Origin of the sequence: Streptomyces sp. NPDC057424 (assembly GCF_042803315.1) — a bacterium.
In the GTDB taxonomy this organism is placed as follows: Bacteria; Actinomycetota; Actinomycetes; order Streptomycetales; family Streptomycetaceae; genus Streptomyces.
In genome coordinates, this window is record NZ_JBHVCP010000018.1 from 96,910 (window position 1) to 121,011 (window position 24,102).

23 protein-coding genes and 1 pseudogene are annotated in these 24,102 nt (G+C 69.9%); 17 read left to right on the plus strand and 7 right to left on the minus strand.

Going from position 1 to position 24,102, the window contains the following annotated elements:
• Position 1 precedes the first annotated feature (1 nt).
• Positions 2–1,492 carry an FUSC family protein gene (locus tag ACFU3E_RS17400; protein WP_384158199.1) on the minus strand — a complete coding sequence of 497 codons (1,491 nt, stop codon included), beginning with the start codon at positions 1,490–1,492 and terminating at the stop codon, positions 2–4.
• A 198-nt stretch (positions 1,493–1,690) separates the two neighbouring features.
• Here ACFU3E_RS17400 and ACFU3E_RS17405 point away from each other — a divergent pair, with 198 nt between their 5' ends.
• From ACFU3E_RS17405 to ACFU3E_RS17415, 3 genes are all read left to right on the plus strand, one after another.
• The gene (locus ACFU3E_RS17405; RefSeq protein WP_384158201.1) at positions 1,691–2,167 is read left to right on the plus strand and encodes an Lrp/AsnC family transcriptional regulator; all 477 of its coding nucleotides are present in this window, start codon (positions 1,691–1,693) and stop codon (positions 2,165–2,167) included.
• A 19-nt stretch (positions 2,168–2,186) separates the two neighbouring features.
• A complete protein-coding gene (locus ACFU3E_RS17410) occupies positions 2,187–2,420 on the plus strand; it encodes a hypothetical protein (RefSeq protein ID WP_384158204.1) in 234 nt (77 codons plus the stop codon).
• A 142-nt stretch (positions 2,421–2,562) separates the two neighbouring features.
• Positions 2,563–3,090 carry a copper chaperone PCu(A)C gene (locus ACFU3E_RS17415; RefSeq protein ID WP_384158207.1) on the plus strand — a complete coding sequence of 176 codons (528 nt, stop codon included), beginning with the start codon at positions 2,563–2,565 and terminating at the stop codon, positions 3,088–3,090.
• 103 nt (positions 3,091–3,193) lie between these two features.
• Here the strand turns inward: ACFU3E_RS17415 and ACFU3E_RS17420 are convergent, their stop codons facing one another.
• Positions 3,194–3,436: a hypothetical protein gene (locus tag ACFU3E_RS17420; RefSeq protein ID WP_384158209.1), complete on the minus strand. Its 243-nt coding sequence runs from the start codon at positions 3,434–3,436 to the stop codon at positions 3,194–3,196.
• A gap of 306 nt (positions 3,437–3,742) precedes the next feature.
• Here ACFU3E_RS17420 and ACFU3E_RS17425 point away from each other — a divergent pair, with 306 nt between their 5' ends.
• Positions 3,743–3,985 carry a YrhK family protein gene (locus tag ACFU3E_RS17425; protein WP_384158212.1) on the plus strand — a complete coding sequence of 81 codons (243 nt, stop codon included), beginning with the start codon at positions 3,743–3,745 and terminating at the stop codon, positions 3,983–3,985.
• A gap of 147 nt (positions 3,986–4,132) precedes the next feature.
• On the opposite strand, the gene ACFU3E_RS17430 is transcribed toward ACFU3E_RS17425, so the two are convergent.
• Positions 4,133–4,648, minus strand: coding sequence for a PepSY domain-containing protein (locus tag ACFU3E_RS17430; RefSeq protein ID WP_384158215.1), 516 nt, complete (start codon positions 4,646–4,648; stop codon positions 4,133–4,135).
• 358 nt (positions 4,649–5,006) lie between these two features.
• On the opposite strand from ACFU3E_RS17430, the gene ACFU3E_RS17435 reads away from it, so the two are divergent.
• The 4 genes and pseudogenes from ACFU3E_RS17435 (at position 5,007) to ACFU3E_RS17450 (ending at position 10,697) form a co-directional block, all read left to right on the plus strand.
• Entirely contained in the window at positions 5,007–6,359 is a 1,353-nt protein-coding gene (locus tag ACFU3E_RS17435; RefSeq protein WP_384158218.1) for a DUF2254 domain-containing protein, read from the plus strand.
• A 35-nt stretch (positions 6,360–6,394) separates the two neighbouring features.
• A pseudogene (locus ACFU3E_RS17440) lies at positions 6,395–6,864 on the plus strand (HAD family hydrolase); the annotation flags it as partial.
• 126 nt (positions 6,865–6,990) lie between these two features.
• The gene (locus tag ACFU3E_RS17445) at positions 6,991–9,807 is read left to right on the plus strand and encodes a beta-L-arabinofuranosidase domain-containing protein (RefSeq protein ID WP_384158221.1); all 2,817 of its coding nucleotides are present in this window, start codon (positions 6,991–6,993) and stop codon (positions 9,805–9,807) included.
• 137 nt (positions 9,808–9,944) lie between these two features.
• A complete protein-coding gene (locus tag ACFU3E_RS17450) occupies positions 9,945–10,697 on the plus strand; it encodes a DUF4142 domain-containing protein (RefSeq protein ID WP_384158225.1) in 753 nt (250 codons plus the stop codon).
• A 10-nt stretch (positions 10,698–10,707) separates the two neighbouring features.
• Here ACFU3E_RS17450 and ACFU3E_RS17455 read toward each other — a convergent pair whose 3' ends face one another.
• Complete coding sequence (locus ACFU3E_RS17455) at positions 10,708–11,460, minus strand: LysR family transcriptional regulator substrate-binding protein (protein ID WP_384158228.1); 753 nt, start codon at positions 11,458–11,460, stop codon at positions 10,708–10,710.
• 58 nt (positions 11,461–11,518) lie between these two features.
• Here ACFU3E_RS17455 and ACFU3E_RS17460 point away from each other — a divergent pair, with 58 nt between their 5' ends.
• The 7 genes from ACFU3E_RS17460 to ACFU3E_RS17490 all read left to right on the plus strand — a co-directional run bounded on the left by ACFU3E_RS17460 (position 11,519) and on the right by ACFU3E_RS17490 (position 18,250).
• A complete protein-coding gene (locus ACFU3E_RS17460; protein WP_384158231.1) occupies positions 11,519–11,902 on the plus strand; it encodes a DUF5997 family protein in 384 nt (127 codons plus the stop codon).
• Between the two features lie 379 nt (positions 11,903–12,281).
• Complete coding sequence (locus ACFU3E_RS17465; RefSeq protein WP_384158235.1) at positions 12,282–13,451, plus strand: sugar ABC transporter substrate-binding protein; 1,170 nt, start codon at positions 12,282–12,284, stop codon at positions 13,449–13,451.
• A complete protein-coding gene (locus ACFU3E_RS17470; protein WP_384158238.1) occupies positions 13,448–14,359 on the plus strand; it encodes a carbohydrate ABC transporter permease in 912 nt (303 codons plus the stop codon). The genes ACFU3E_RS17465 and ACFU3E_RS17470 overlap by 4 nt, the downstream gene beginning before the upstream one ends.
• A complete protein-coding gene (locus ACFU3E_RS17475; RefSeq protein ID WP_384158241.1) occupies positions 14,356–15,300 on the plus strand; it encodes a carbohydrate ABC transporter permease in 945 nt (314 codons plus the stop codon). Before ACFU3E_RS17470 ends, ACFU3E_RS17475 begins: the two co-directional genes overlap by 4 nt.
• Positions 15,301–15,328: 28 nt before the next feature.
• Positions 15,329–16,237, plus strand: a complete 909-nt coding sequence (locus tag ACFU3E_RS17480) for a 5-dehydro-4-deoxyglucarate dehydratase (protein WP_384158244.1) — start codon at positions 15,329–15,331, stop codon at positions 16,235–16,237.
• On the plus strand, positions 16,234–17,484 hold the full coding sequence (locus ACFU3E_RS17485) for a glucarate dehydratase family protein (RefSeq protein WP_384158247.1): 1,251 nt from the start codon (positions 16,234–16,236) through the stop codon (positions 17,482–17,484). The genes ACFU3E_RS17480 and ACFU3E_RS17485 overlap by 4 nt, the downstream gene beginning before the upstream one ends.
• A gap of 277 nt (positions 17,485–17,761) precedes the next feature.
• Positions 17,762–18,250, plus strand: a complete 489-nt coding sequence (locus ACFU3E_RS17490; protein WP_384158266.1) for a hypothetical protein — start codon at positions 17,762–17,764, stop codon at positions 18,248–18,250.
• Here the strand turns inward: ACFU3E_RS17490 and ACFU3E_RS17495 are convergent.
• On the minus strand, positions 18,216–18,632 hold the full coding sequence (locus ACFU3E_RS17495) for a hypothetical protein (RefSeq protein ID WP_384158249.1): 417 nt from the start codon (positions 18,630–18,632) through the stop codon (positions 18,216–18,218). The genes ACFU3E_RS17490 and ACFU3E_RS17495 overlap by 35 nt on opposite strands.
• 300 nt (positions 18,633–18,932) lie before the next feature.
• Here ACFU3E_RS17495 and ACFU3E_RS17500 point away from each other — a divergent pair, with 300 nt between their 5' ends.
• On the plus strand, positions 18,933–20,156 hold the full coding sequence (locus ACFU3E_RS17500; RefSeq protein WP_384158252.1) for a GAF domain-containing protein: 1,224 nt from the start codon (positions 18,933–18,935) through the stop codon (positions 20,154–20,156).
• A gap of 98 nt (positions 20,157–20,254) precedes the next feature.
• Positions 20,255–21,772 carry an aldehyde dehydrogenase gene (adh, locus tag ACFU3E_RS17505; protein WP_384158255.1) on the plus strand — a complete coding sequence of 506 codons (1,518 nt, stop codon included), beginning with the start codon at positions 20,255–20,257 and terminating at the stop codon, positions 21,770–21,772.
• 160 nt (positions 21,773–21,932) lie between these two features.
• Here adh and ACFU3E_RS17510 read toward each other — a convergent pair whose 3' ends face one another.
• Together ACFU3E_RS17510 and ACFU3E_RS17515 are read right to left on the minus strand one after the other, a co-directional pair.
• Positions 21,933–23,327, minus strand: coding sequence for an integrase (locus tag ACFU3E_RS17510; RefSeq protein WP_384158258.1), 1,395 nt, complete (start codon positions 23,325–23,327; stop codon positions 21,933–21,935).
• Entirely contained in the window at positions 23,318–23,515 is a 198-nt protein-coding gene (locus ACFU3E_RS17515; protein ID WP_384158261.1) for a helix-turn-helix transcriptional regulator, read from the minus strand. The genes ACFU3E_RS17510 and ACFU3E_RS17515 overlap by 10 nt, the downstream gene beginning before the upstream one ends.
• Positions 23,516–24,102 lie beyond the last annotated feature (587 nt).

The following is a 24,102-nucleotide window of genomic DNA, read 5'->3' on the forward strand; positions in this document are numbered from 1 at the left end:
GTCAGGCGCCCACCAGTGGCGAGCCCGACGGTGTGCGCAGGGGGCGGGCCAGTTCGGCCAGGGCTCGTTCCAGGCCGTGCAGATGGGCCAGGGCGGGTTCCGCGTGGGGCAGTCCGTCCGCGTGGACCGCGATGTCCCTGCCCTCGGTGAGGGCCTCCACGGCGGCCTCCACTCGTCGGCAGGCGGTGGCCAGACGGGCGTCGTGGGAGGCCTCCGGGTCGGCCGCTACCGCGACCAGGCCGCGGATCTCGCGGGCGCAGTCGTCGAGGAGGGCGAGCACGTGCCGGGCCCGCCGCTTGCGGCCGAGCATCGGGTTCAGCGGGTGCACGAGCGGGGCGACCGAGAGCCGGACCCGGGCGAGGAGCTGCTCCAGTTCCGCCACCCGCGGGGCCGGGTCGGCGTCGGCCGCCCCCGCCAGCCGCCGGGCGGTCTCGACGGCGCAGGCGTGCACGCAGCGCAGGGCCCGCCGGATCCAGGCGTCGGTGATGCTGTGGGTGGTGACGGGCAGGACGAGGATCACGGCCAGTGCGGCGCCGAGCGCTCCGACGCCGGTCTCGGCGAGCCGCAGGGCGAGCAGGTCCGGGCCGAGCACGCCGAGGAGTCCGTAGAGCAGTCCGGCGAGGAGGGTGACCCAGAGCATCATCCAGGTGTAGGACACGGCGGCCGTGTAGAAGATGCCGAAGACGCAGACGGCGGCGAGCGCGGCCGTGACGGCCGGGTCGCCGTGCACGGGCAGGGCCACGAGCAGGCCGAGAGCGATGCCGATGACCGTGCCGAGCAGCCGCCGGAAGCCGCGGACCAGGGTCTCGCCGCGGGAGGTGGTGTTGACGAAGATCCACCAGGTGGCGCCGACGGCCCAGTACCAGCGCTGTCCGGACAGCAGCTGGCCCACGACGAGGGCGAAGCCGGCGCCGGCGGTGGCCTGGATCGCCTGGCGGGTGGTCACCCGGGCCAGGCCGGTGCCGCCCGGCGGGGCGGGCACGGCGGGCGGGGGCAGGCGGCGCTCGTAGCACCACAGGCCGAAGCGCACCGCGGACGCGGCGAGGACGGACAGCAGGACCGCGACGTACAGCTGGGGCAGCTGGTCCGTGGTGGCGTGCAGGAACTGCGCCACGAAGAAGGTCATGAACGCGAACACGCCGAGGCTGTGCCCGCGCGGGCCCCAGCGGCGCGCGTACACGCCCGCGCCGACCACGGCCAGGAAGGTGAGGTCCCGGGCCACCGGGTGGTCGTGCAGCTGGGCCGCCGCGGTGAGCACGGGGAGGCCGACGGCGGGCAGCAGGGCGGTAGTGACGGCCTGCCCGCGGACCGTGGCGTCGGTGACGGTGAACAGGGCGAGCAGGGCGGCGAGACCGCCGGTGACGGCACCCGCGAGGGAGTGCCCGGCGAGACCGCACACGGCGACCGCGAGCGCGATGCCGAGCACCGCCCGCGTGGCGAACCGCAACCGCGTCCGCCCCGGATCCGGAGCCATGAACACCCTCTTCAGCACCGCCTACCGCCCCTTTCGGCCCACCGGCCATGACTACGCATGAAAAAGGCGCCGCGGGGTCCGCAGCGCCATCGACGCACCCATATCAGCACCTCGGGGGCCACTGGCTCAACCGGCTCCCTCTAGACTGGGCCATTGGTACAGCCGGAGCCACCGGAGGACGGCCGCGGCAGAGCCAACGGACGAGAAGGACGCGCCATGCCCGTGGACGAGCTCGACACCCGCATCCTGCGGCTGCTGCTGGAGCAGCCGCGCACGAGTGTGCGCGAGTACGCCAGAACCCTCGGAGTCGCGCGGGGCACGCTTCAGGCCCGGCTCGACCGGCTGGAGCGCGCCGGCGTGATCACCGGCACGGCGCCCGCCCTCTCCCCCGCCGCGCTCGGGCATCCGGTGCTCGCGTTCGTGCACATCGAGGTCACCCAGGGACATCTCGACGAGGTGGGTGACGCGCTGGCGGCGGTGCCGGAGATCGTGGAGGCGTTCTCGATCACGGGTGGCGGGGATCTGCTGGCCCGGGTGGTGGCGCGGGACAACGCGCACCTGGAGGACATCGTCCAGAAGCTGATCAGCATGCCCGGGGTGGTGCGCACCCGCACCGAGGTCGCCCTGCGCGAGCGCGTGTCCCACCGGATGCTGCCGCTGGTGGAATCGATCGGGCGGTCGGCCCGCGGATGATCTTTGAGAGCAGGACCCCATGAGCAAGCTCCGCGGAGCATCGGTCATCTTCGATCTCCACGGAACGCTCGTGGACAGCGACCGAACTACTACGAGGCAAGCCGCCGGACACTCGCAGGAACACCGCGTGATCGAGGCCGTCACCACGCTGCCGCCCATCGTCATCGCCGACTTGTTCGGCATCAGTCCCTCGACTGCGGAGACACGGGCGAAGTACGCCACCGACAGCTGGACTGTCGTTTGGATCAGGTAGCAGGGAGGGGACGCGGCTGATCGACACCGATAAGAGGGGAGGCATGAACGCTGCCCTCCGTCCCCGATCAGCTCCGCACCGTTTGCCCGGATTCCCAGGGGTACTCAAGGTGGAGTCGCTGGGTCGGTGAGAAGGAGCGATCATGTCGGTTCTCTTCACGGCGCGTGGCCGGTGCGCCCTTGTGGCGACCGCGCTTGCCGTCGCGTTGACCGCGAGTGGATGCGGCGGGGATGAAGACTTTTCCCTCCCGGACTGGGAGGCGCCGGGCCAGAATGGCCGTGTCGGCGACATCATGATCCGTTATGCGCACGTGGCTGAGCCGCAAGGCGAGCCGTGGCAGCCGGGAGACGACGTCCCCGCGTATGTGTGGCTCTACAACAAGGGCGGGAAGGGCGACAAGCTGGTGGGTGCCAGCACGCCGAATGCGGCATCGGTGGACATCGTCGGCTCAGACGGCAAACCGCTGCCCGGCGGGGTGGATCTGCCGGCGAACAAGCTCGTGGAGCTGGAGTCGGGTAAGGCCCATCTGGTGCTGCGTGACGTGCGCCGGCAGATCAGAGGAGGCGACTTCATGCAGTTCACCATGCGCTTCGAAGACGCCGGGACAGCCACCTTCAACATCCAGTCGCAGGTTCCCGTCTACGACGGAAGCGCATCCCCTACCGGATAGACCGCGCACGCGTGCGCGGAGCCGGCAGCCAGGCGGCCGCCGGACCTCGCCGTCGAGGTCTTGGCCGGCTCGCTCGCGGCAGGCCGTGCGGCACTCCCGGCCCTCATGAGGCTTCTCCCCGCCCTGCGGTCCTCTTCGCCCGGGCGGTGCGGGAAGCCGCAGCGAACAGCGCGCCGGCCAGAAGAGAACCCGCGACGCCCACGGCCCGGTCGGCGACGAGGTCGCCGTAGCCGACCTGCATGGTTCCCGGCGAGACCTGCTCCGCACCCCGCTCATCAGGCTCCCACCGAGTGGCAGCACTGGTCCCGGCCATGCCGACCAGGAAGGCCAGCGTCCAACGCGGCATATTCGCGGCAGCCTGCCCCAGCTCGTCCCGCGCCCCTGAGCAGGGCGAAGAAGGCGACTACGGATCCGGCTCGACCGCCTCAAAGCGCAGGTACCCGCAGCCTCGTCACGACGGAAAGGAGTACGACGCCGCCTTCCTGGCATGGGGCCTGTGTACGGCGCGGGCGGCAATGGTGCGACCACAGCCGATTGCGGGGGCAGACGGCGTAGCGGAGATGAGACGGCAGCCGTGTTTCGCTGTTGTCGCGCACGGTACCCCGCTACCTCACGTAGCTACTGGACGACCCGGCGCTGGAAAGGTGACGGCTTGCTGACCCGACTCGAGCGGTACCTGCTTCAGGACTTCCCGTTCATCCACTTGGTCATCGGCGGCTTCGGCAACACGACGTTCCTGGTCGGCAGTGTGTTCTTCCTCTTTCCCAGCCTGGAACGAATCGCACTGTGGCTGTTCGTGATCGGCTCGCTCGGCATGCTCATGGGCACCCTCGGTGAGGCATTCGTCCGGCACGAGCGCAGATCACGGCAGCAGACCACCACCTCGCAGAGGTAGTCGACGTGCGACGGTGTGCTGCCCACACCAAAGCCCCGCCTGCTGTGACGGAGGGACGATGCGGCGCGTAAGGACGGCGGAGGCATCTGATCGCACCTCCGCCGGGACATGTCAGCGTGCTGTCCGCCTCATGCGCCCGCACTCGCGTCAGGCCGGGCGGCGGTCAAGGATCTCGCCGGATTGGGCGTCCACCACGTGGACGATCGCCGCATCATCGCCTACCCCGAGGACGCTGACCAACCAGACCGGCCGGTCGCCGTGCCGTTCCAGTTCGATGGCGGTGACGACCTCGCCGTCAGGCGTATCGGCCGCTTCACGGGCCGCCTGGTCCGGCAGGACCCGAGTCTCCTCCAGCAACCGCACCAGGTCCTGCCGCTGGGAATCCGTCAGGTCGGGACCGGCGCTCGTGCCCTGCACCTCGCCACGGGTGGCGCCCAGCCGGACTGTCCGCAGTTGCCCATCCTGATCCGCGACCCGGCTTTCCCACACCGGCGATACCGACTCGGGTTTCCGGAGTTCCAGAGCCACCAGCTTTCCGGCACTCACCTCGGCCACTGACAGTCGAACTGCACGCGCATAGTCGACCTCCACCATCTCGAACCGCTCGGCGGGCTCATTCAGCGGATCGTCCCGGCCGCAGCCCGCAAGCAGCGACAAGGCCATGACTGGCACGCTGAGGACCACGGCGAGCCGTCGCCACACCCATCTGCCCTCGTCTCGCATCACGCTTGCCACTCTCATACGGGCCGACTGACCCACCCGAACTGACCGAAACGCCAAGTCCCACAAGAGCAGCAGTCCAGACGAAGCGCAGCCGGTACGCCGACGCTCATGAACGGGGCAAACCCACCAGCACGGGAACTCCCCGACGCCGGGGGCGTACGACACTCGGCGGCGCTCCAGCGTTGCCCCACTTGGCACGGTATGTAACGTGAGACCGTGTTGACACTTAAGCGGTCGTTCACCCTTCCTGCACCAACGGCCCGACCGGCCGGTCCGCCGCCACGCACACCCCGCACTGATGCATGACACGCTCCGGGCGCAGCTATGGCCCCTGCCGACGCTGGGCGTCGTACTCGCCGTCGTCGCGGGCGTGGGCCTGCCGCGGCTGGACGAACGGTTCCAGCACGACATCCCGGCATGGCTGCGGGACTACCTGTTCGCCGGCAACGCGGACGCGGCACGCTCGGTGCTGGCGACGATCGCCGGCTCACTGGTCACCGTCACGGCGCTGACCTTCTCGCTCACCGTGCTGACATTGCAACTGGCCAGCAGCCAGTTCTCCCCACGCCTGCTGCGGACCTTCACCGCGGACCGGTACGTACAGACGACTCTGGCACTCTTCCTCGCCACATTCACCTACGCCCTGACCGTGCTGCGCACCGTACGCACCGGAGAGGACGAGCGGAGCGGCTTTGTCCCTCAGGTGTCGGTCACGGTGGCCTTCCTGCTCACGCTGGCCAGCGTCCTCGGTCTCGTGCTCTTCCTGTCGCACCTGGCACGCGAGATCCGCGTCGAGACGATGATGAGCAGCGTCCACTCCGCCGCCGACCGCACCATTCAGCGGCTCCTGCCCCACCAGGAGGACGCGCCACGCAGGGACCCCGCTTCCGGGGCCCACCGCGCCGCCCCTCTCAAACCGCCCCCGGACGCCTTGACCCTGACCGCCGGCACGTCCGGCTTCCTGACTTCCGTGGACGAGGAAGCCCTACTCGATGCTGCCGTGGAAGCCGACGCCATCCTGCTCATCGACCGCCACCCCGGAAGCTCTCTGATCACCGGCACACCCATGGGCGCCGCCTGGCCACGCGCCGGAGAGCGATTCGCTCCCGAGACACGGGCGCGCCTGACCGAAGCAGCAGCCAAGGCCGTGACCACGGGTCCCGAGCGCACCGACCACCAGGACATCGCCTTCGGCCTGCGGCAGCTCACCGACATCGCCGCCAAAGCACTCTCCCCAGGTGTCAACGACCCCACGACCGCCGTCCACGCCCTCTCCCACTCCTCCGCACTGCTGTGCGAACTGACACAACGCCACCTTGGTCCGCACCTGCTGCTCGACAACGACCAGCAGGTCAGAGTCGTGCTACGACGCCCGAACCTGGAAGAACTGCTCGACCTGGCAGTAACCCAGCCAATGCGCTACGGCGCCGCCGAACCGGCCGTCCTGACCCGCATCGCCGTACTGCTGCGCGAAGTCGCCTGGACCAGCTCCCCCGCCCACCAGCCTCCCGTCCACTCCGCACTCACCCGGCTGCGCGCCACCATCGACGCCCAGGACTTCCACCCCACCGAACGTCTCCGGCTGACCGAACTGACGCATCTCGTCGAACAGACGCTGGCCAAGCAACGGGCACACGACACCACCCCCTGACCACCCAGCAGGGCACCGTCGCCATCGGCACCCAGCAGAACCGCCGCTGTCTGGAGCCGGCCGGCCCACAGCGCCACCCGCGCCTACCGGAGATGCGCACCTTCGTCGAACTGCTGGCGGCCGAGAGTGTGCCCATGGCCGTGGCCTCGGGCTCGCCCCCGGAGGCCATCGGCGCGGTGCTGACCGGAACGGGGCTGGACGCGCATCTGCGCACCGTGGTCTCCGCCGACGAGGTCGCGCACGACAAGCCGGCTCCGGACGTCTCCCTGGAGGCGGCGCGCAGGCTCGGCACGGCCCCGTCCGACCGCGTCGTACTGGAGGACGCCGCTCCGGGTGCCGCCGCCGCGCACGCGGCCGGCATGCGGTGCATCGCGATCCCCCACGTCCCGGCCCAGTGGGCGCACCGGAGTTCGCGACAGCGGGCCTGCTTCTGCCGGGCGGCCAGGGGCAGTTCACGGCGCGGTCCGGGTACGACTGGCTCGTGAGCGGGGCCGGCCCATCCTGAACTCGCCCCTCCCACCCCGTTGACGCTCCCCCGTCCCCTCCCTAAGGTCTGGTCGATCACCCGTACGGCGTTCGAGATATCGACCTACTCACCCCCTGAGCACTGTGGACCCGTGGAGGAGCACACATGGCACGGCCTCTCTCCAGACGATCCCTTCTTCACGCCGCGACCGCCGCCGTGGCCGTCCCGGCACTGTCACAGGCGCCAACGGGGCGGGCCGCGGCGGCTCCCGCAACAGCCGCCGCGGACACCCCGGCCGCCCGGACCGTACGGCCCTTCGGGCTGGAGGACGTGAGCCTCGGTCAGGGCGTCTTCGCCGACAAGCGGAAGCTGATGCTGGATCACGCCCGCGGCTACGACGTGAACCGGCTGCTCCAGGTGTTCCGCGCCAACGCCGGTCTCTCCACGGGCGGCGCGGTCGCGCCCGGCGGCTGGGAGGGCCTGGACGGTGAGGCCAACGGCAACCTGCGGGGCCACTACACCGGTCACTTCCTGACCATGCTGGCGCAGGCGTACCGCGGGTCCAAGGAGCAGGTGTTCGCCGACCGGATCGGCACCATGGTGGGGGCGCTGACCGAGGTGCGCGCGGCACTGCGGCGGGATCCCGCGGTGCTGAGCGCCGCCGGGAGGTTCGGGGCCGCCGCGGATCAGGTCCGGGGCTCCCACCAGTACGTGGACCTGCCGCCCGCTGTGCTCGGCGGGGCCTCCGCGATCACCCTCTCCGTCTGGGTCCGGCCCACCCACGACGCGAACTGGACGAGGGTCTTCGACTTCGGCGACGACACCAGCCGCTACCTGTATCTGGCCGCCCGCAACCAGGCCGGCGTGCCGCGCTTCGCCGTCACCGCTTCGGGCGCCGGAGGCGAGCAGGGCATGAACGGCACGGCCGCGCTGCCGCTGAACCAGTGGAGCCACCTGGCGGTCACGATCGCGGGCGGCACCGGCACGCTCTACGTCAACGGCACCGCCGTGGCGCGCAACACCGCCATGAGCCTCACCCCGGCGGCTCTCGGCACACTGAAGAACAACTGGCTGGGCCGCTCGAACTACTCCGCCGACCCGGTCTTCGCGGGCGCGTTCGAGGAGTTCAACGTCTTCGCGCGGGCGCTGACCGCAGCCGAGATCACGGAGTTGCAGAGCCACCGGGCCGCCGACGCCTCGACGGGCCGGGGCGACCTGGCGTCGTACGCCTTCGACGAGACGGCCGGCGGGACCTTCGCGGACGCCTCCGGCCGGGGCCTGACCGCCACGCTGCGCCGCACCTGGGGCGGGCCCAGCCACCCCGGGTTCCTCGCGGCGTACCCGGAGACGCAGTTCATCGACCTGGAGTCGAGGACCGCGTCCGACTACACCAAGGTCTGGGCGCCGTACTACACCGCGCACAAGATCCTCAAGGGTCTGCTCGACGCGTACACCGCCACGGACGACGACCGGGCGCTCGACCTCGCGTCCGCCATGTGCGACTGGATGTACGCCCGGCTGGCGAAGCTGCCGAAGGAAACGCTCCAGCGGATGTGGGGGATCTTCTCCAGCGGCGAGTTCGGCGGCATCGTCGAGGCGGTCTGCGATCTGCACGCCCTCACCGGCAAGGCCGAACACCTCGCACTGGCCCGGCTGTTCGACCTGGACCGGCTGATCGACGCGTGTGCCGCGAACACCGACATCCTCGACGGGCTGCACGCCAACCAGCACATCCCGATCTTCACGGGCTACGTGCGGCTGTACGACGAGACCGGCGAGGAGCGCTACCTCACCTCGGCGAAGAACTTCTGGGACATGGTCGTCCCGCACCGCATGTACGGCATCGGCGGCACCAGCACCCAGGAGTTCTGGAAGGCGCGGGACGTGATCGCGGGCACGATCGGTGCGGCCACCGCGGAGACCTGCTGCGCGTACAACATGCTCAAGCTGAGCCGGACCCTGTTCTTCCACGAGCAGGACCCGAAGTACATGGACTACTACGAGCGGGCCCTGTTCAACCAGGTGCTCGGCTCGAAGCAGGACAAGCCCGATGCGGAGAAGCCCCTTGTCACGTACTTCATCGGGCTGACGCCCGGTCATGTCCGGGACTACACGCCCAAGCAGGGCACGACCTGCTGCGAGGGCACCGGCATGGAGAGCGCCACGAAATACCAGGACTCGGTGTACTTCGCGCAGGCCGACGGCAGCGCCCTGTACGTCAACCTGTACAGCGCGTCCACGCTGACCTGGGCGGAAAGGGGTGTCACGGTCACACAGACGACCCGCTTCCCCGAGGAGGAGGGCAGCACGCTGACCTTCGGGGGCGGTCGCGCCTCCTTCACGCTGCGGCTGCGGGTGCCGTCGTGGGCGACGGCCGGGTTCCGGGTGACCGTCAACGGGCGTGCGGTGTCCGGGACGCCGGAGCCGGGAACCTACTTCGACGTGTCCCGGAGCTGGCGGGCCGGCGACACCGTCCGTATCGCCATGCCGTTCCGGACGCGGGTGGAGAAGGCGCTGGACGACGCGTCCCTGCAGACCCTGTTCCACGGGCCGGTCAACCTCGTGGCCCGCGACGCGGCCACGGAGTACCTCAAGGCCGGGCTGTACCGCGACGCCGGTCTGTCCGGCGATCTGGCGTCCTCCCTCACCCCGGTGCCGGGCAGGCCGCTGCACTTCACGCTCGCCGGGGCCGAGTGGGCGCCGTTCGCCGAGGGGACGGAGGATCCGACGCACGCCTACTTCCGGCGCGCGGAACCGAAGGTCGTGTTCGGCGGCCGGGACTCGGGCGTCGCCAACCCGGCGAAGCCGGGCGGCACCACGCTGCTGGACGAGATCTGGGCCGGGGCGCCGTTCCCGGACAAGGGGGCACTGGTGGGGCGGGTGCGGTCCACGGTGGACGCGTGGGTGTCGGGTGGACTGCTGAGCAGGGCGGACGGGGACAAGGTGGTGGCGACGGCGCGGGCCGCTTCGTACAAGTCCTGAGCGCCTGCCCGGCGGGGCGTGTGCGTCGTGCGCGGCGGGCGCCGCACTCGCCCGAACTTTTTTGCGGCAGGGGTGATTGTTTCGTCCCTGGCATCCGTACCTCTTGGTGTTGGGCCGTTCATTCTCCAGGAGGCACGATGCGCATCTCGCGCAGCACGGCAGGAACCGCGTTCGTGGGCGGTGCGTTGATCCTTACGCTCACCGCGCTCGCCTACCCGAGCATGCTGGGCGTGCAGAACACCGCTTCCGGTCAGGACCGCATCATCGCCAACACCCAGTACGGTCCGCTGACCGAGGCGGACCGCGACTTCGTGGTGAAGGTGCGCGCGGCAGGGCTGTGGGAGCACCCCTTGGGCCTGCTGGTGATGCAGCGCGGCGGGTCGCCCGCGATGAAGGAGGCCGGCGAGCATCTCGTCGTCGGACACGGGCGGCTCGACGCCGCCTGCCGCAAGATCGCTCCCGAACTGGGCATCACCCTGCCCAACCAGGCGTCGCCGCAGCAGCAGCAGTTCGTGGCGACGGTGGAGGGCGCGCAGGGCCAGGAGTTCGACTCGACCGCGACGAGCATCATGCGCGTGACGCACGGCCAGATCTTCTCGACGATCGCCAAGATCCGGGCCAACACGAGGAACACGCTGGTGCGTCAGCTCGCCGACCAGGCCAACTCCACCGTGCTGGACCACATCACCATCCTGGAGAAGACCGGCCTGGTCAACCACGAGCAGGTCAACCTCATGCAGACCAGCCCGCCGAAGATGCCGGAGGAGATGACCACGCCGCCGCCTCCGCAGGTGGGCTCGCCGGTCCTCACCCTGAAGATCCCGAAGGAACTGGAGGACCTGCGTACGGAGGCCCCGAACGCGCTCCTGCCGTCGCCGTCGGCGGGATAGGCGCGGGAGGTCAGGTGCGGCGGCGGGGCTTGCCCCGCTTGCCGCCCTTCGAGGCACCGCCGGAGGACCCACGCCGGTTCGTGCCCGCCGACCTCGACCGCTGTGGTGTGCGGCGATCGTCGCGCTTGGGCTTTTCCTGCGCGGGAGGCTGCTGACGGCCCCGGGTGCTGTTGACGGTGCGGCCGCGGACGATGCCGATGAAGTCCTCGACCTGGTCCGTCTTCGCGTCCTCGGGCCAGGCCAGGGCCACGCTCGACTCGGGGGCGTCCTCGAGGGGCCGGTGGGTGAGGTCCTTGCGGTGGTGGAGGCGGGCGAGCGACAGCGGGACGACGAGGACGCCGATGCCGGCCGCGACCAGTTCGACGGCGTCGGCGGTGGTGGCGGGCCGTTCGAGGGCGGGCCGCCCGGGCAGACTCTCCCAGTCGAGAACGTCGTCGAGGGGGTGCAGCACGATGTCGTCGGCCAGGTCTTCCGGCGCGACCTCGTCGACGGCCGTGACCAGGTGGTCCTTGGGCACCACGACGACCGTCTGCTCGGTGTAGAGGGGGATCGCGCCGAAGACCGACCGGTCCACGGGCATGCGGACGAGGCCCGCGTCGGCGTCCCTGCTCAGCAGCCGCTCGGCCACCGCCTCGGCGGGCACCTGCGTGAGGGTCAGCGGGACGTCGGGCTGCCGCTCGTTCCAGACGCGCACCCACTTGTCGGGCATCACCCCGGGAACGTAGGCGAGCCGGAACGAGGGGGTTGCATCCTGGCCTGTCACCTCGCCAGGTTACCGGCCGTGGTCAGGGGTCGTGCACACGCTCGATACGCTGGAGGGCATGACGTCGCACCAGAGCACCCAGACGATGAAGCCCGCCACCGCGGCGAAGAAACTGGGTGTGTACCTCGAGGCCACACCCGCCGAGTTCCGCGAGGGCGTCGTCTCACGCGCCGAACTGAACGAGCTCCAGACGAACCCGCCGCAGTGGCTGCAGGACCTGCGGCGCACCGGCCCGCACCCCCGGCCGGTGGTCGCCGCGAAGCTCGGCGTCTCCATCGCGGGCCTCGCCCGCGCGGGCGTCACCGAGCCCCTCACCACCGAGCAGATCGAGGCGCTGAAACAGGAAGGCCCCGAGTGGCTGGAGCGGGAGCGCGCCACCCAGGCCGAGGTCCGCAAGGAATCGGTCCGGATCAAGAAGAAGAACGCCGAACGTCAGGCCTGACCCAGAGCACCCCTTCGTTTTCGGACGGCCCCCACCGAATGAACCGGTGGGGGCCGTCGCTGTTTCCTGGCCGTCCACAAGTGCCGTGTGACGCCGGTGAAATCTTTCGGCCATGTCTTGACATGGCGAGGAAACGATCCGTAGCTTGGCCGATCATTTAGATTCGTGAAGCGAGTTCATGGATATGAACGGAGACGCCCATGCGGGATCGCCGACGCTGCCTCGATACGCGGCTCCGCCGCGTGCGCCGCCTGGCCGCCACGCTCGCCGCCTCGGGACTCCTGTTCGAACGGCCGCCTGCGGCTCCGGTTCCGGCAGCACCCGGGCCGGCGACCCGAACACCCTGGAGGTGTGGACCCGGAGCGATCCGGAGTCCGCCATGACCTACCGGCGTGTGTTCGCCGCCTTCACCGAGAAGACCGGCATCAAGATCGACTACCAGCCGGTCATGAACTTCGACCAGCAGTTGCAGAGCCGCGCATCCACCAAGGACCTGCCGGACGTCATGATCAACGACACGGCCCTGATGGGCAGCTACCAGGCCCAGGGCCTGCTCAAGCCGGTCACCCCGACCTCGATCGCGGGCCATGCCGAGATCAGCGCCATGTCCTGGTCGTCCACGGTGGGCCGCGACGGCAGGCACTACGGCATCCCGTTCTCCCGTCAGGCCATGACGCTGTTCGTCCGCAAGGACTGGCGCGAGAAGCTCGGCCTGCCACAGCCCAGGACCTGGCAGGACACGCTCGCCCTCGCCAAGGCCTTCGCCACCCGCGACCCGGACGGGGACGGCAAGAAGGACACGTACGGCATGGTCGTGCCGGGCAGCGCCCAGAACGGCTACGTCGCCTGGTGGGGCGCCAGCTACCTGTGGCAGGGCGGTGTGCAGATCCTCCAGAAGGAGGGCACGGGCTACCGGCCCGCCATGGACTCGGCGGCAGCCCTGCGCACCGTCACCTGGATGAAGGACAACCTCTTCTGCGGTGACAACGGTGTCATCCAACCCAGCGCCCTGACCTCGGTCACCGCGAACACCACCAACTTCCAGGACGGCAACGCCGGGATGTACCTCACCGGCCCGTACAACATCTCCACCTTCGACAAGGCGCTCGGCAAGGACACGTACGAGGTCCTGCCCGCCCCCGCGGGCCCGGCCGGGAACGATGTGCTGGCCGACGGCGAGAACATCTACTTCGGCGCCAAGACCGGCAAAGCGAAGCAGGAGCGGACGCTCGCCGCGTTCCTCGTCTCCCCCGAGGGCCAGGAACTCGCCATGACCGGCGATCACCAGCCCGTCGTGCGCATCCCCGTGAACTCCACGCTCGACGCGGCGAAGGTGCGCGACGACCCGCGCTGGAGCGTGGTGCAGAAGGCCTACGAGACGGCCTCCGTGCAGTTCCCCAACGCACCGGACTTCGCCCCGATCAAGCAGGACACCGCCGACGCGCTCAACGCGATCTTCACCTACTGCGGCAGCGACGTCCGCTCCGGCCTGAAGGAACTCAACGACACCCTCGCCGGTGACCTCAAGGACCAGGACCTGTTGAAATGACCGCGACCGTGACGACGACCGGGCCGCGCAGAGCCCGGATCCTCAGCAAGAAGGCCGTACTGCCCTGGCTGTTCCTCGCCCCGGGTCTGCTGCTGGCCCTGGTCTTCAAGTTCCTGCCCATGGGCAAGGGCGTCTGGCTCAGCTTCTTCGAGGTGCGGCCCTTCCTCGGTGACAAGTGGGTCGGCCTCGACAACTACACGCGGGTGCTGGCCGACCACCGCTTCCAGGACGCCATCGGCCACACCCTGGTCCTCGGCGTGGGGATGTCCCTGGGCGGGATCGTCGTCGGCTCCGCGCTGGCGCTGCTGCTGGAGGGCCAGGCCCGTTCGCTGAAGATCATCCGTACCGCCGTGTTCCTGCCCGTCGTCACCGCCACGGCTGTGGTGGGCGAGATGTGGCGGCTGATGTACTACCCGACCTCCGACGGTCTGATCAACAGCGGTCTCGGGCTGCTCGGGCTGGGGCCCGTGCCCTACCTGGACAACCCCGGCACGGCGCTGTGGGCGACGATGGCCATGGGCATCTGGATGCTCGCCCCGTACAACATGGTGATCATCCTCGCCGGCCTGGCGGGCGTGGACCGCTCGTTGTACGAGGCAGCCGCGATGGACGGCGTCTCGCTGTGGCAGCGGCTGCGGCACATCACGCTGCCGGCGATCCGTCCCGCCCTCGGCATCGTCCTCACCCTCGCCGCCATCCGCGGACTGCGCGTCTTCACCGAGGTCTACGTCCTCACCGGCGGCGGTCCGGCCGGCTCCACCGACGTGTGGATGACCCGCGCCTACACCCTCGGCTTCACCCGTAACGACATCGGCGGCGCCTCGGCCGCCTCCGTGGTTCTGCTCTGCGTGACGCTGCTGCTCACCGTCACGGTCAACTACCTCCGCAAGAGGGGAGACGTGCGATGAGCGCCCCCGCCATCGATCCCGTCCAGGCCCCGGTGACCGCCTCCCCCGCGCGGAAGTCCGCCGGGAAGCGGCGCACCACCCCCGCCCGTTTCGACACCGCCCTCGGCTGGAGCGACCGGCCGGGCCCCGCCTGGGCCCTGCGGGTCCTGCTCTGCCTGCTCGCCCTGGGCGTCTTCGCGGCGCCGTTCCTGACGATCTTCTCCGGCTCCTTCAGCGAGAAGGCCAGCGGTTCGACCCTGTCGTTTTTCCCGCACCACCCGACCCTGCTGAACTTCGAGGTGGCTGGCGAGCGCGGCATCTGGGACTACTTCGGCAACTCCCTGGTCATCGCGGGCGGCGGACTGCTGCTCCAGCTCGCCGTCTGCACCCTCGCCGCGTACGCCCTGGCCCGGCACAGGTTCCGCGGACAGGCACTGGTCCTGACCCTGTTCATGCTGACGATGATGCTCCCGGAGGAGGTCATCGCCATCCCTCTGTCGCTCGTCCTCGGTCATGTGCCCGTGGTCGGCCTCGATTTGAAGGGCACCGTCTGGGGCGTGATCCTGCCGCTCGGCGCCTGGGGCTTCTCGGTGATGCTGCTGACGGAGTTCATGAAGGACATCCCCACCGAGATAGAGGAGGCCGCCCGCATCGACGGCGTGGGCGAGCTGCGGATGCTGTGGCAGGTCGTCCTGCCGCTGTGCAAGCCCGCGCTCGGGGTGGCCGGGGTACTCGGCTTCATCATGATCTGGGACCAGTACCTGCTGCCCCTCATCGCCGCCAAGGACCCCACCGACTACACGGTCACCGTCGCCCTGTCCATTCTGCGCACCGACCCCCAGGTCGGCTCCGGGGTGGTGCTGGCCGGTGCGGTCATCGCCCTGATCCCCAGCCTGATCGTCTATCTGCTCCTCCAGCGCTCGCTGGTCACCGGCATCGCCGCCGGGGCCACCAAGGGCTGACCACCCAACCCCCACGTATGAGGGAGACATGAAGTTCCACGGAGTGCTGTTCTTCCCGGTCACGCCGTTCGCGGCGGACGGTTCACTGGACGAGGAACGGCTGGCCCAGCACATCGAGTCGGGTGTCGCCGCGGGCGCGGGAGGCGTGTTCGTGGCCTGCGGCACCGGCGAGTTCCACGCACTGTCGACCGAGGAGATCGAGCGGGCCACCCGGGTCGCCGTGAAGACCACCGCCGGACGGGTTCCGGTCCTCGCGGCGGCCGGCGGCCCGGTGCCGGTCGCCCGGGACCAGGCCACCCGCGTCGAACGTGCCGGCGCCGACGGCATCCTGCTGCTGCCGCCCTACCTCGTCAGCGCCCCGCAGCAGGGCCTCGTGCGGTACGTCGAGGAGGTCACCGCCGCCACGGACCTGCCCGTCGTGTTCTACCAGCGCGGTACCGCCCGGCTCACCGAGGAGACGGCCGCCGAGATCGCCGCCCTGCCCGGAGTCGTCGGCCTCAAGGACGGCATCGGGGACATCGAGCGGATGCACCGTATCGTCCGCGCGGTGCGTGCCGTGCCCGGCGGGGAGGACTTCCAGTTCTTCAACGGGCTGCCCACCGCCGAGATGACCGCGCCCGCCTACCAGGGCGTCGGCGTGGAGCTGTACTCCTCGGCGGTGTTCGCCTTCGCCCCGGAGATCGCCCTGGCCTTCCACCGGGCACTCGCCGAGGACGACGACACCCTGGTCTCCCGGCTCCTCGACGAGTTCTACCGCCCGCTCGTCGCCCTGCGCGACGAGGTCCCCGGATACGCCGTGTCACTCGTCAAGGCCGGGGTGAGGCTGCGCGGCCTGGACGCCGGCGGCGTACGGGCGCCGCTGCTCGACCCGACGCCGGAGCATCTCGCCCGGCTCGCGAAACTCCTCGACCACGGACTGGAGGTGGTCGGCGCATGAGTTCCACGCGTATCCGTGAGCTGGTCGTCACCCCGATCGCGTTCGGCGACCCGCCGCTGCTCAACTCCAACGGTGTGCACGAGCCGCTCGCCCTGCGGATCATCCTCCAACTCGTCCTGGAGGACGGCACGGTGGGGCTCGGCGAGTCGCCGGGCGGGGCGGCCCGCCTGGAACGGTTGCACGCCGCCGCGAAGGTCGTCGCCGGCATGGACGTCTTCGACGCCACCGCCGTCGCCACGGCGATCGACGCGGCCCTGCTGCCGGCCGTGCCCAGCTCCCACGAGCGCGGCTGGACCACCTCGGCGGTGGAGGTGGCCTGTCTGGACGCGCAGGGCAAGCTGCTCGGCCGTCCGGTCAGCGACCTGCTGGGTGGCACGGTCCGCGACACGGTGCCGTTCGCCGCGTACCTCTTCTACAAGTGGGCCGAGCACCCCCCGCTCGACGGCCGTGCGGCCATCGGCGACGACTGGGGCGCGGCCCTCGACCCGGCCGGGATCGTCGAGCAGGCCCGGCTGATGAGGGAGCGCTACGGCTTCACCTCGTTCAAGCTCAAGGGCGGTGTGTTCCCGCCCGACGAGGAGATCGCCGCGATGCGGGCCCTGGCGGAGGCCTTCCCCGGGCAGCCGCTGCGGCTGGACCCGAACGTGGCGTGGACGGTCGAGACGTCCACGTACGTCGCCCGTGAACTCGACGGCGTCCTGGAGTACCTGGAGGACCCGACCGCGAGCATCGAGGGCATGGCGGAGGTGGCGAAGGAATCCCCCGTGCCGCTCGCGACCAACATGTGCGTGATCGCCTGGGAGCATCTGAGGCCGGCGGTAGAGCGACACGCGATCCAGGTGCTGCTCACCGACCACCACTACTGGGGCGGACTGCGCCGCACGCGTGAACTGGCCGCCGTGTGCGAGGCGTTCGGGCTCGCCCTGTCCATGCACTCCAACTCGCACCTCGGCATCAGCCTCGCCGCGATGACCCACGTCGCCGCGGCCATCCCCAACCTCGACCACTCCTGCGACACGCACTACCCGTGGAACTCCGCGGACGACGTGATCGTCCCCGGCGTGCTGGAGCTGCGCGACGGGGAGGTCAAGGTGCCCACCGGGCCGGGACTGGGTGTCGAACTCGACCACGACCAGGTGGAGCGACTGCACCGGCGGTACGTCGACTCGGGGATGCGCAGCCGGGACGACACCCGCTACATGCAGCGGTTCCAGCCGGAGTACGAACTCAGGCTCCCCCGCTGGTGACCTCGGTGCGTCCCTCCCCGGGGAGGGACGCACCGAGGTCACTCTGGCGGCGTGGACGCGCACGAAGTTGACCGCCGCCTTACGGGACGCACCTTCGGGTGCCCTCTTCCGACCGGACCAGGCCCCGCCTCAAACGCCAGACCGCGCCACCCCTTCCGGCCCGTAGAAATATCTACGAGCATGGCTACGGCCGGGCGGCACGCGGAACCCCGCGGGTCACCGGCCCGTGTCCAGCGCGCGCCCGACCGCGGCGCCGCCGACTGTGCCTGGGGTGGCCATGCAGAGCGTCATGTGGAAGCAAGCCGTCGAGTGGCTCGCCGCGGCCGCCACGGACCCCCAGGAGTGCAAGCGGGAGTGGGACTACGGCGCGGGAACGATGCTCGTGGAGGCCGGGCGGTACTGGGACGTGCTCAGTGTCCCCGACCGGCTCGGCCTGCTCGCGCTGGACATCCTGTGGCGCGACCCGCTGAAGGTGCCCGGTCCCACCCTGGTGGACTGCGCGGCCCGCAGAGTGGGGTTCTTCCTGCCGCCCGATCCGGTCAGCGAGTGGATCGGCTTCGGCGTACGGCACGTCGGCCGGGGTTCCTGGGTCGCCGTGCCGCCGCCGTACCGGCCCGCCGGCCGCCTGGAGTGGCTCGTCCCGCCGGACGGCACCGGCACGCTGCACATCCCCGGCACACTCGAATCGGCCCTGCGGGAGGCCAGCGGAACCCTCGCGGTGCTGGCTCCGGTCAGCGCGGAGCCGGTGGTGACGGACGGCTGGTGAGGCGGGCGCCGGACGAGAGCCCCGCGGCCCCCGGAGGGCGGCCGGAGACGGGGCGGGGGCCGGCGACGGCCGGGCCCGGGTGCCGGGCGGCACCCGGGTGCGGGGCAGTGGCTGGGTGCGGAGCGGCGTGAACCACGGGGCCCATGTGCCGGCCGACGGTCCACGAGGTGACGGCGGTCCAGGTCTCGCTCTCGGCCGGCGCGGCGAACGAGACCCACTGGCCGTCGCGGTGCTCCGGAATCGTGTGGCCCCTCGCCTCCCACTCGGCGACCAGGGCCGCGTAGATCGGCGGATGTCCCGCGTATCCGCTGGTGAGTTCGGCGTACGAGCGGGGTGTGGCGTCGTGCCCCAGAAGGCGCCGCGCCGTCTCCGTGCTGTCCATGCCAGGGAAACGCGGCGCCGCACGCCGCTGGTACGCGGGCCGGACCGCGTCCGTCGGGTCGAGTGAACCCGTCACCCGTACGGCGGCACGCGGACACCGGACAAACTTCCATTCAGGCGGTCGCCCGTTCAGAGGCGACGACGGTTCCGGGCCACCCGTCACTTCCAGGCCGACCGGTCGCCTCCCCCGGCCACCCCCTGCTGAACAGCCGCCGGGTCTGACGGAATTCTCGACCGGGGCAGGCGCATCCGGTAACACTGACCTCACGCGGAGAAACCGGTACGACGGCAGGGAGAGGCCATGTCACAGCGCCCTGACCTCTGGCAGCGCAGGGCCGCGCTGGAGCACGAGTGGTCCCGCTGGGTGCCGCGGCTGGGCGCCCCGGGCACGCGGCCCGGCGGCACCGCGGCACTGCGCCACGAGGTGACCGAGTCCTGGGCGCGTTCGCTCGGCAGCGTCGACCCGGGCCGGGACAGCGCCCCGGTCACCGAGGGCGGCCAGGTGCACCAGCGCTGGACGTCGTCCCCGCTGTACCGGCCGGTGTCCGCTCTCGCCGGGGAGCTGCACAGCATCGCCGAGGACGCCGGGTTCGTCACGGCGGTCACCGACGAGTCCGGCACCATCCTGTGGACCTGCGGCGGCCCGGCCATGCGCCGCCGGGCCGAGCGCGTCAACTTCGCGCCGGGCGGCCGCTGGGACGAGCAGGCCATGGGCACCAACGCGCTGTCCCTCGCCCTGCGCACCGGCCGCCCCAGCTCCGTCTTCTCCGCGGAGCACCTGGTGTCGGCCCTGCACGGCTGGGTCTGCTACTGCGCCCCGGTGCACGCCCGGGACGGCCGCGTCCTCGGCGTGCTGGACCTGTCCACGACCTGGGACCGCTCGCACCCTCTGGCCATGTCCACCGTCCGCTCGCTGGTGTCGACGATCGAGGCCCGCCTGACGACGGAGGTGTCCCGCCCGGGCCGGCTGCGGCTCACCTGCCTGGGCTCCGAGCAAGCCGTGCACGAGGGACGGCCGCTCCCCCTGCGCCCCCGCCAGCTGGAGATTCTCACCCTCCTCGCCCTCGAACCCGAAGGTTTCTCCCCGGCACGACTGCGCTCAGCCCTGTACGGCGACCGGCCGGTCACGTCCTCCACCTTCAAGGCGGAGATCTCCCACCTGCGCCGGGCGCTGGGCGGCGCGATATCCGCCCGCCACTACGCCCTCACCGCCCCGGTGTTCTGCGACGCCGCCGACGTCCTGCGCGCGCTGGAGCAGGGCGACACGGACACCGCCCTGCGCCGTTACGGCGGCCCGCTCCTGCCCCGCTCCGAGGCCCCCGGCATCGAGGAGTGGCGCACGCGCCTCGAAGTGGCGGTCCGCGAGGCCGTGCTGGCGAGCACGCGCCCCGAGCACGCCCTGCGCTACGGCGAACGGGCCCCGTACGACGCGGAGGTCCACGAGCACGCGCTGCGGCTGCTCGGCCCGTACGACACGCGCCGCGCGATCGCGAGGGGCCGGCTGACGACGTCCCTGCGCGACTGACGCCCTCTCCCACGGCGCCAACCTTGCGCCAACCTCCCGGGAGCACAGTGAGGGACGTCGCAACCGCCCCGCACCGCACTTCACCGAGGAGAGCCGCCATGGTGTACGCGCAGCCAGGAACCGAAGGCAGCATCGTCACCTTCGCCCGCCGCTACGACAACTTCATCGACGGCGACTGGACAGCACCCGTCGAGGGCCGCTACTTCGAGAACCCCACGCCCGTGACCGGCAAGGTCTTCTGCGAGGTCGCCCGTTCCACCGCGGCCGACGTCGACCTGGCCCTGGACGCCGCGCACCGGGCAGCCGACCAGTGGGGCCGCACGTCCACGGCGGAACGCGCGAACATCCTGAACAGGATCGCGGACCGCATCGAGCAGAACCTGGAGAAGATCGCCGTCGCCGAGACGTGGGAGAACGGCAAGCCGGTCCGCGAGACCCTGGCCGCCGACATCCCGCTGGCCGTGGACCACTTCCGGTACTTCGCCGGAGTCGTCCGCGCGCAGGAGGGCAGTATCGCGGAGATCGACGCCGACACGGTCGCGTACCACTTCCACGAGCCGCTGGGCGTGGTCGGTCAGATCATCCCGTGGAACTTCCCGGTCCTCATGGCCACATGGAAGCTGGCCCCCGCGCTGGCGGCGGGCAACTGCGTCGTCATCAAACCGGCCGAGCAGACCCCGGTCAGCCTGCTCTACGTCATCGACCTGATCGCGGACCTGCTCCCGCCGGGCGTGGTCAACGTCGTCAACGGCTTCGGAGTGGAGGCCGGCAAGCCGCTGGCGTCCAGCCCGCGGGTGGCGAAGGTGGCGTTCACCGGTGAGACGACGACCGGCCGGCTGATCATGCAGTACGCGAGCGAGAACATCATCCCGGTCACCCTGGAGCTGGGCGGCAAGAGCCCCAACATCTTCCTGCCCGACGTGATGGCCGCCGACGACGACTTCCTGGACAAGGCGGTCGAGGGCTTCGTGATGTTCGCCCTCAACCAGGGCGAGGTCTGCACCTGCCCGTCCCGTGCGCTGATCCCCTCGTCGATCTACGACGACTTCATGGCCCGCTGCGTCGAACGCACCGAGGCCATCGTCGGCGGCGATCCGCTGGATCCGGCGACCATGATCGGCGCGCAGGCGAGCAACGACCAGTACGAGAAGATCCTTTCCTACCTCGACATCGGCAGGAAAGAGGGCGCCGAGGTCGTCACGGGCGGCAAACCGCGCGCGGTGCCCGGTCTGGAGGGCGGCTATTACGTCGAGCCGACCATCTTCCGCGGCACCAACGACATGCGGATCTTCCAGGAGGAGATCTTCGGCCCGGTCGTCTCGGTCACGACGTACGACTCGGTCGACGAAGCCCTGAAGATCGCCAACGACACGCTGTACGGCCTCGGCGCGGGCGTCTGGACCCGCGACGGCAACACGGCCTACCGCCTGGGCCGCGAGATCAAGGCGGGCCGCGTCTGGACCAACTGCTACCACGCGTACCCGGCCCATGCGGCGTTCGGCGGCTACAAGAAGTCCGGCATCGGCCGCGAGAACCACAAGATGATGCTCGACCACTACCAGCAGACGAAGAATCTTCTGGTGTCGTACTCGCCGAAGAAGCTGGGCTTCTTCTAAACACCTGCGAAAAGGCGCCTGACCTGGGTTTTCACCCGTCAGGCGCCCTTCGCTCAACCCGCTCTCGACCGAGCCCGGCTTGCGCGCTAACTCCCAATTCCTCCCACGACTGCACCCCTCCTGACCAGGCGTCCGGACCAGTCACGGACCAAATCCCGGTTCAGCCCTCGGGTACGTCACCTTGACTGACGCGCTGCCACTCGTTCATGGACTGCTCGATGAGACGGTTCGCCTGCTCTCGAAGGCCGTCAAGAAACTTGGCGTAGTGGCGAAAGAGAACCTCGATGCTCTGGCCGGCGCGGCGGGCGCACTCGGCCGGGTCCACTCCGGAGTAGAGCCAGAACGAGATCCCGGCATGCCGGAGATCGTAAGGCCGCTTGGCCAGGCGAGAAGTGCGCTCAGTACGAGTCAGGGCATAGTCCCGGGCCCGCGCCCACGTGATGCCGTAGGCGGCAGCGTCCACGTAGTTGCCAGCCTGATTCCGGAAGAGTCGACCGTCAGGTGCTACGTCGAACCGATTCACGTGGGCACGCAGCATGCGTACGAACTGCGGCGGGATGGGAACAGGCCGCGTCGCGCTTGCCGCACGACGCTTGAGCGAGTGTACCTCGTGCACCTCCCCGTCGTCGGTCCACTCCTTGCCAGACGTGACAACCCCGCCCGAGAGGTTCAGCATCCCCCATCCCGTCTTCGGCAAGTGGCATTGATCGATCCGAAGGTGGATGACCTCAGCTGGCCGCATAGCCGCGAAGTACATGCAACCAAAGAATGCTTCAAGATGAGGACCCCGCCCCCGCTGGTGAGCAACGGCCTCGAGCAGCCGAAGTACCTGGGCCGGATTGGGAACGGCGGCCGGATCCACCTCCTCATTGACTGCTGGTGCTTGCCACCGGAGTCCCTTGAGGGGGTTTTCCGCGAAGTACCCTTTCTCCACCGCAGTGTTGAGAGATTCGTTGAACGCAGCCCTCTTGCGTCGGGCAGTTTTAGCCGCAGCCGCCTTGCCGTCCAGCTTGCGGCACATCGCATCGAGGGCCCGCCTTAGAACGTCGGCTTCCGCGAGGGCGCTGACCGGCAACGAGTTCCGCTTCATCCAGTCCAGTGCATGGAGCCACTCCTCGGTGGGCTCGCACTGCCAAGCATTCTTGTTGAATGCCCACGAGTACAGGGCACGCCGTAGTACCCGCGGATCGGAAAACGATGCGCCGGGTCGCACCAGGGCGGGCGTGACCGTGGCGAAGGCATCAGCCAGGGTGCGGCGGGTGTTCCCCGGCGTGCGCTCCCATCTTTGCTCGATGTATTCGTGCGCCAGGTCATACCACGTAGTTCGCTGCTTGATGGCCCGCAACTCGGATGCCGGCAGACCGGTGTACTCATCAAACGGCTCACCCTCGCGCGCAGCTGTCATCAGCTTCGAACGTCGGCTATCAGCAAGCGCGAACGTGATGAAGGACTCAGACTTCTCTCGTCCGTTAACCGTCCACCGAATCTGGAAAGGCTTGCGCCGGTCGGGGCGCTCGCGTATCTCCCAGAAGCGGACGTTATAACTCATCGCCATGCAGGTGTATCCCTTTCACACGCCTCCCACCACGCATCCAGATCGGCGCGGCGGCAGCGCAGTTCACCGTTGGGCAACTTGATCATCCGGGGGGCCTGACCGCGAGCGCGCAGGCGGTAGAAAGCCGACGGGCTCATCCGGATTTCCGCTAGGACTTCGGCGAGCTTGAGCGCAGATGGACGAGCCATTGATGTTTCCTCGGGTATTCCAGATTTTTCGGCCGCCCAGGCGGCAGCACACGACTTGCACCTGCTCCGCCACAGCTAATAGGTACACGCTGTCACTTACGTGGACTGCTGGGCGCCAGCACGAAGGGTCATGGTGTCCGAACGGCTCCACCGCCAAGCGCAGCCGCTGAGAACACCTCAATGGTCGTCACGATCGCCGGTTTGGCTAACCGGCGATCGTGGTCTATGTTGCGCCCCCGCAGCGGCACTCACGGACGATTGCTAGCGGACGGAACGTAGGGGCCCAGCCTGCGCGATCGGAGAACGAGGCCGCGCCGTCCGTCACGAACACCCGAGTCCGTTGTCAATTAGTACTCCAGCAGCGGTTCGTGTCCTGAGCTGCGTTTTCGGTAGTGGCAGCGGCGGGCGATGGCTTGGCGGTGTCTTCTCCAGGCCGACCAGTTCAGTGCGTGGATGACGGGATCGCGGTCGGCTCGTGGACGGGGCAGGAGAGCGTCCAGGAGTCGCCGGATCTCTGCCACGGTGAGCGGGGCGGGGGCTGATCCGTTTCTGCAGCCCCCTTTGCCTCGCCGTCGGCCTGCGCTGCG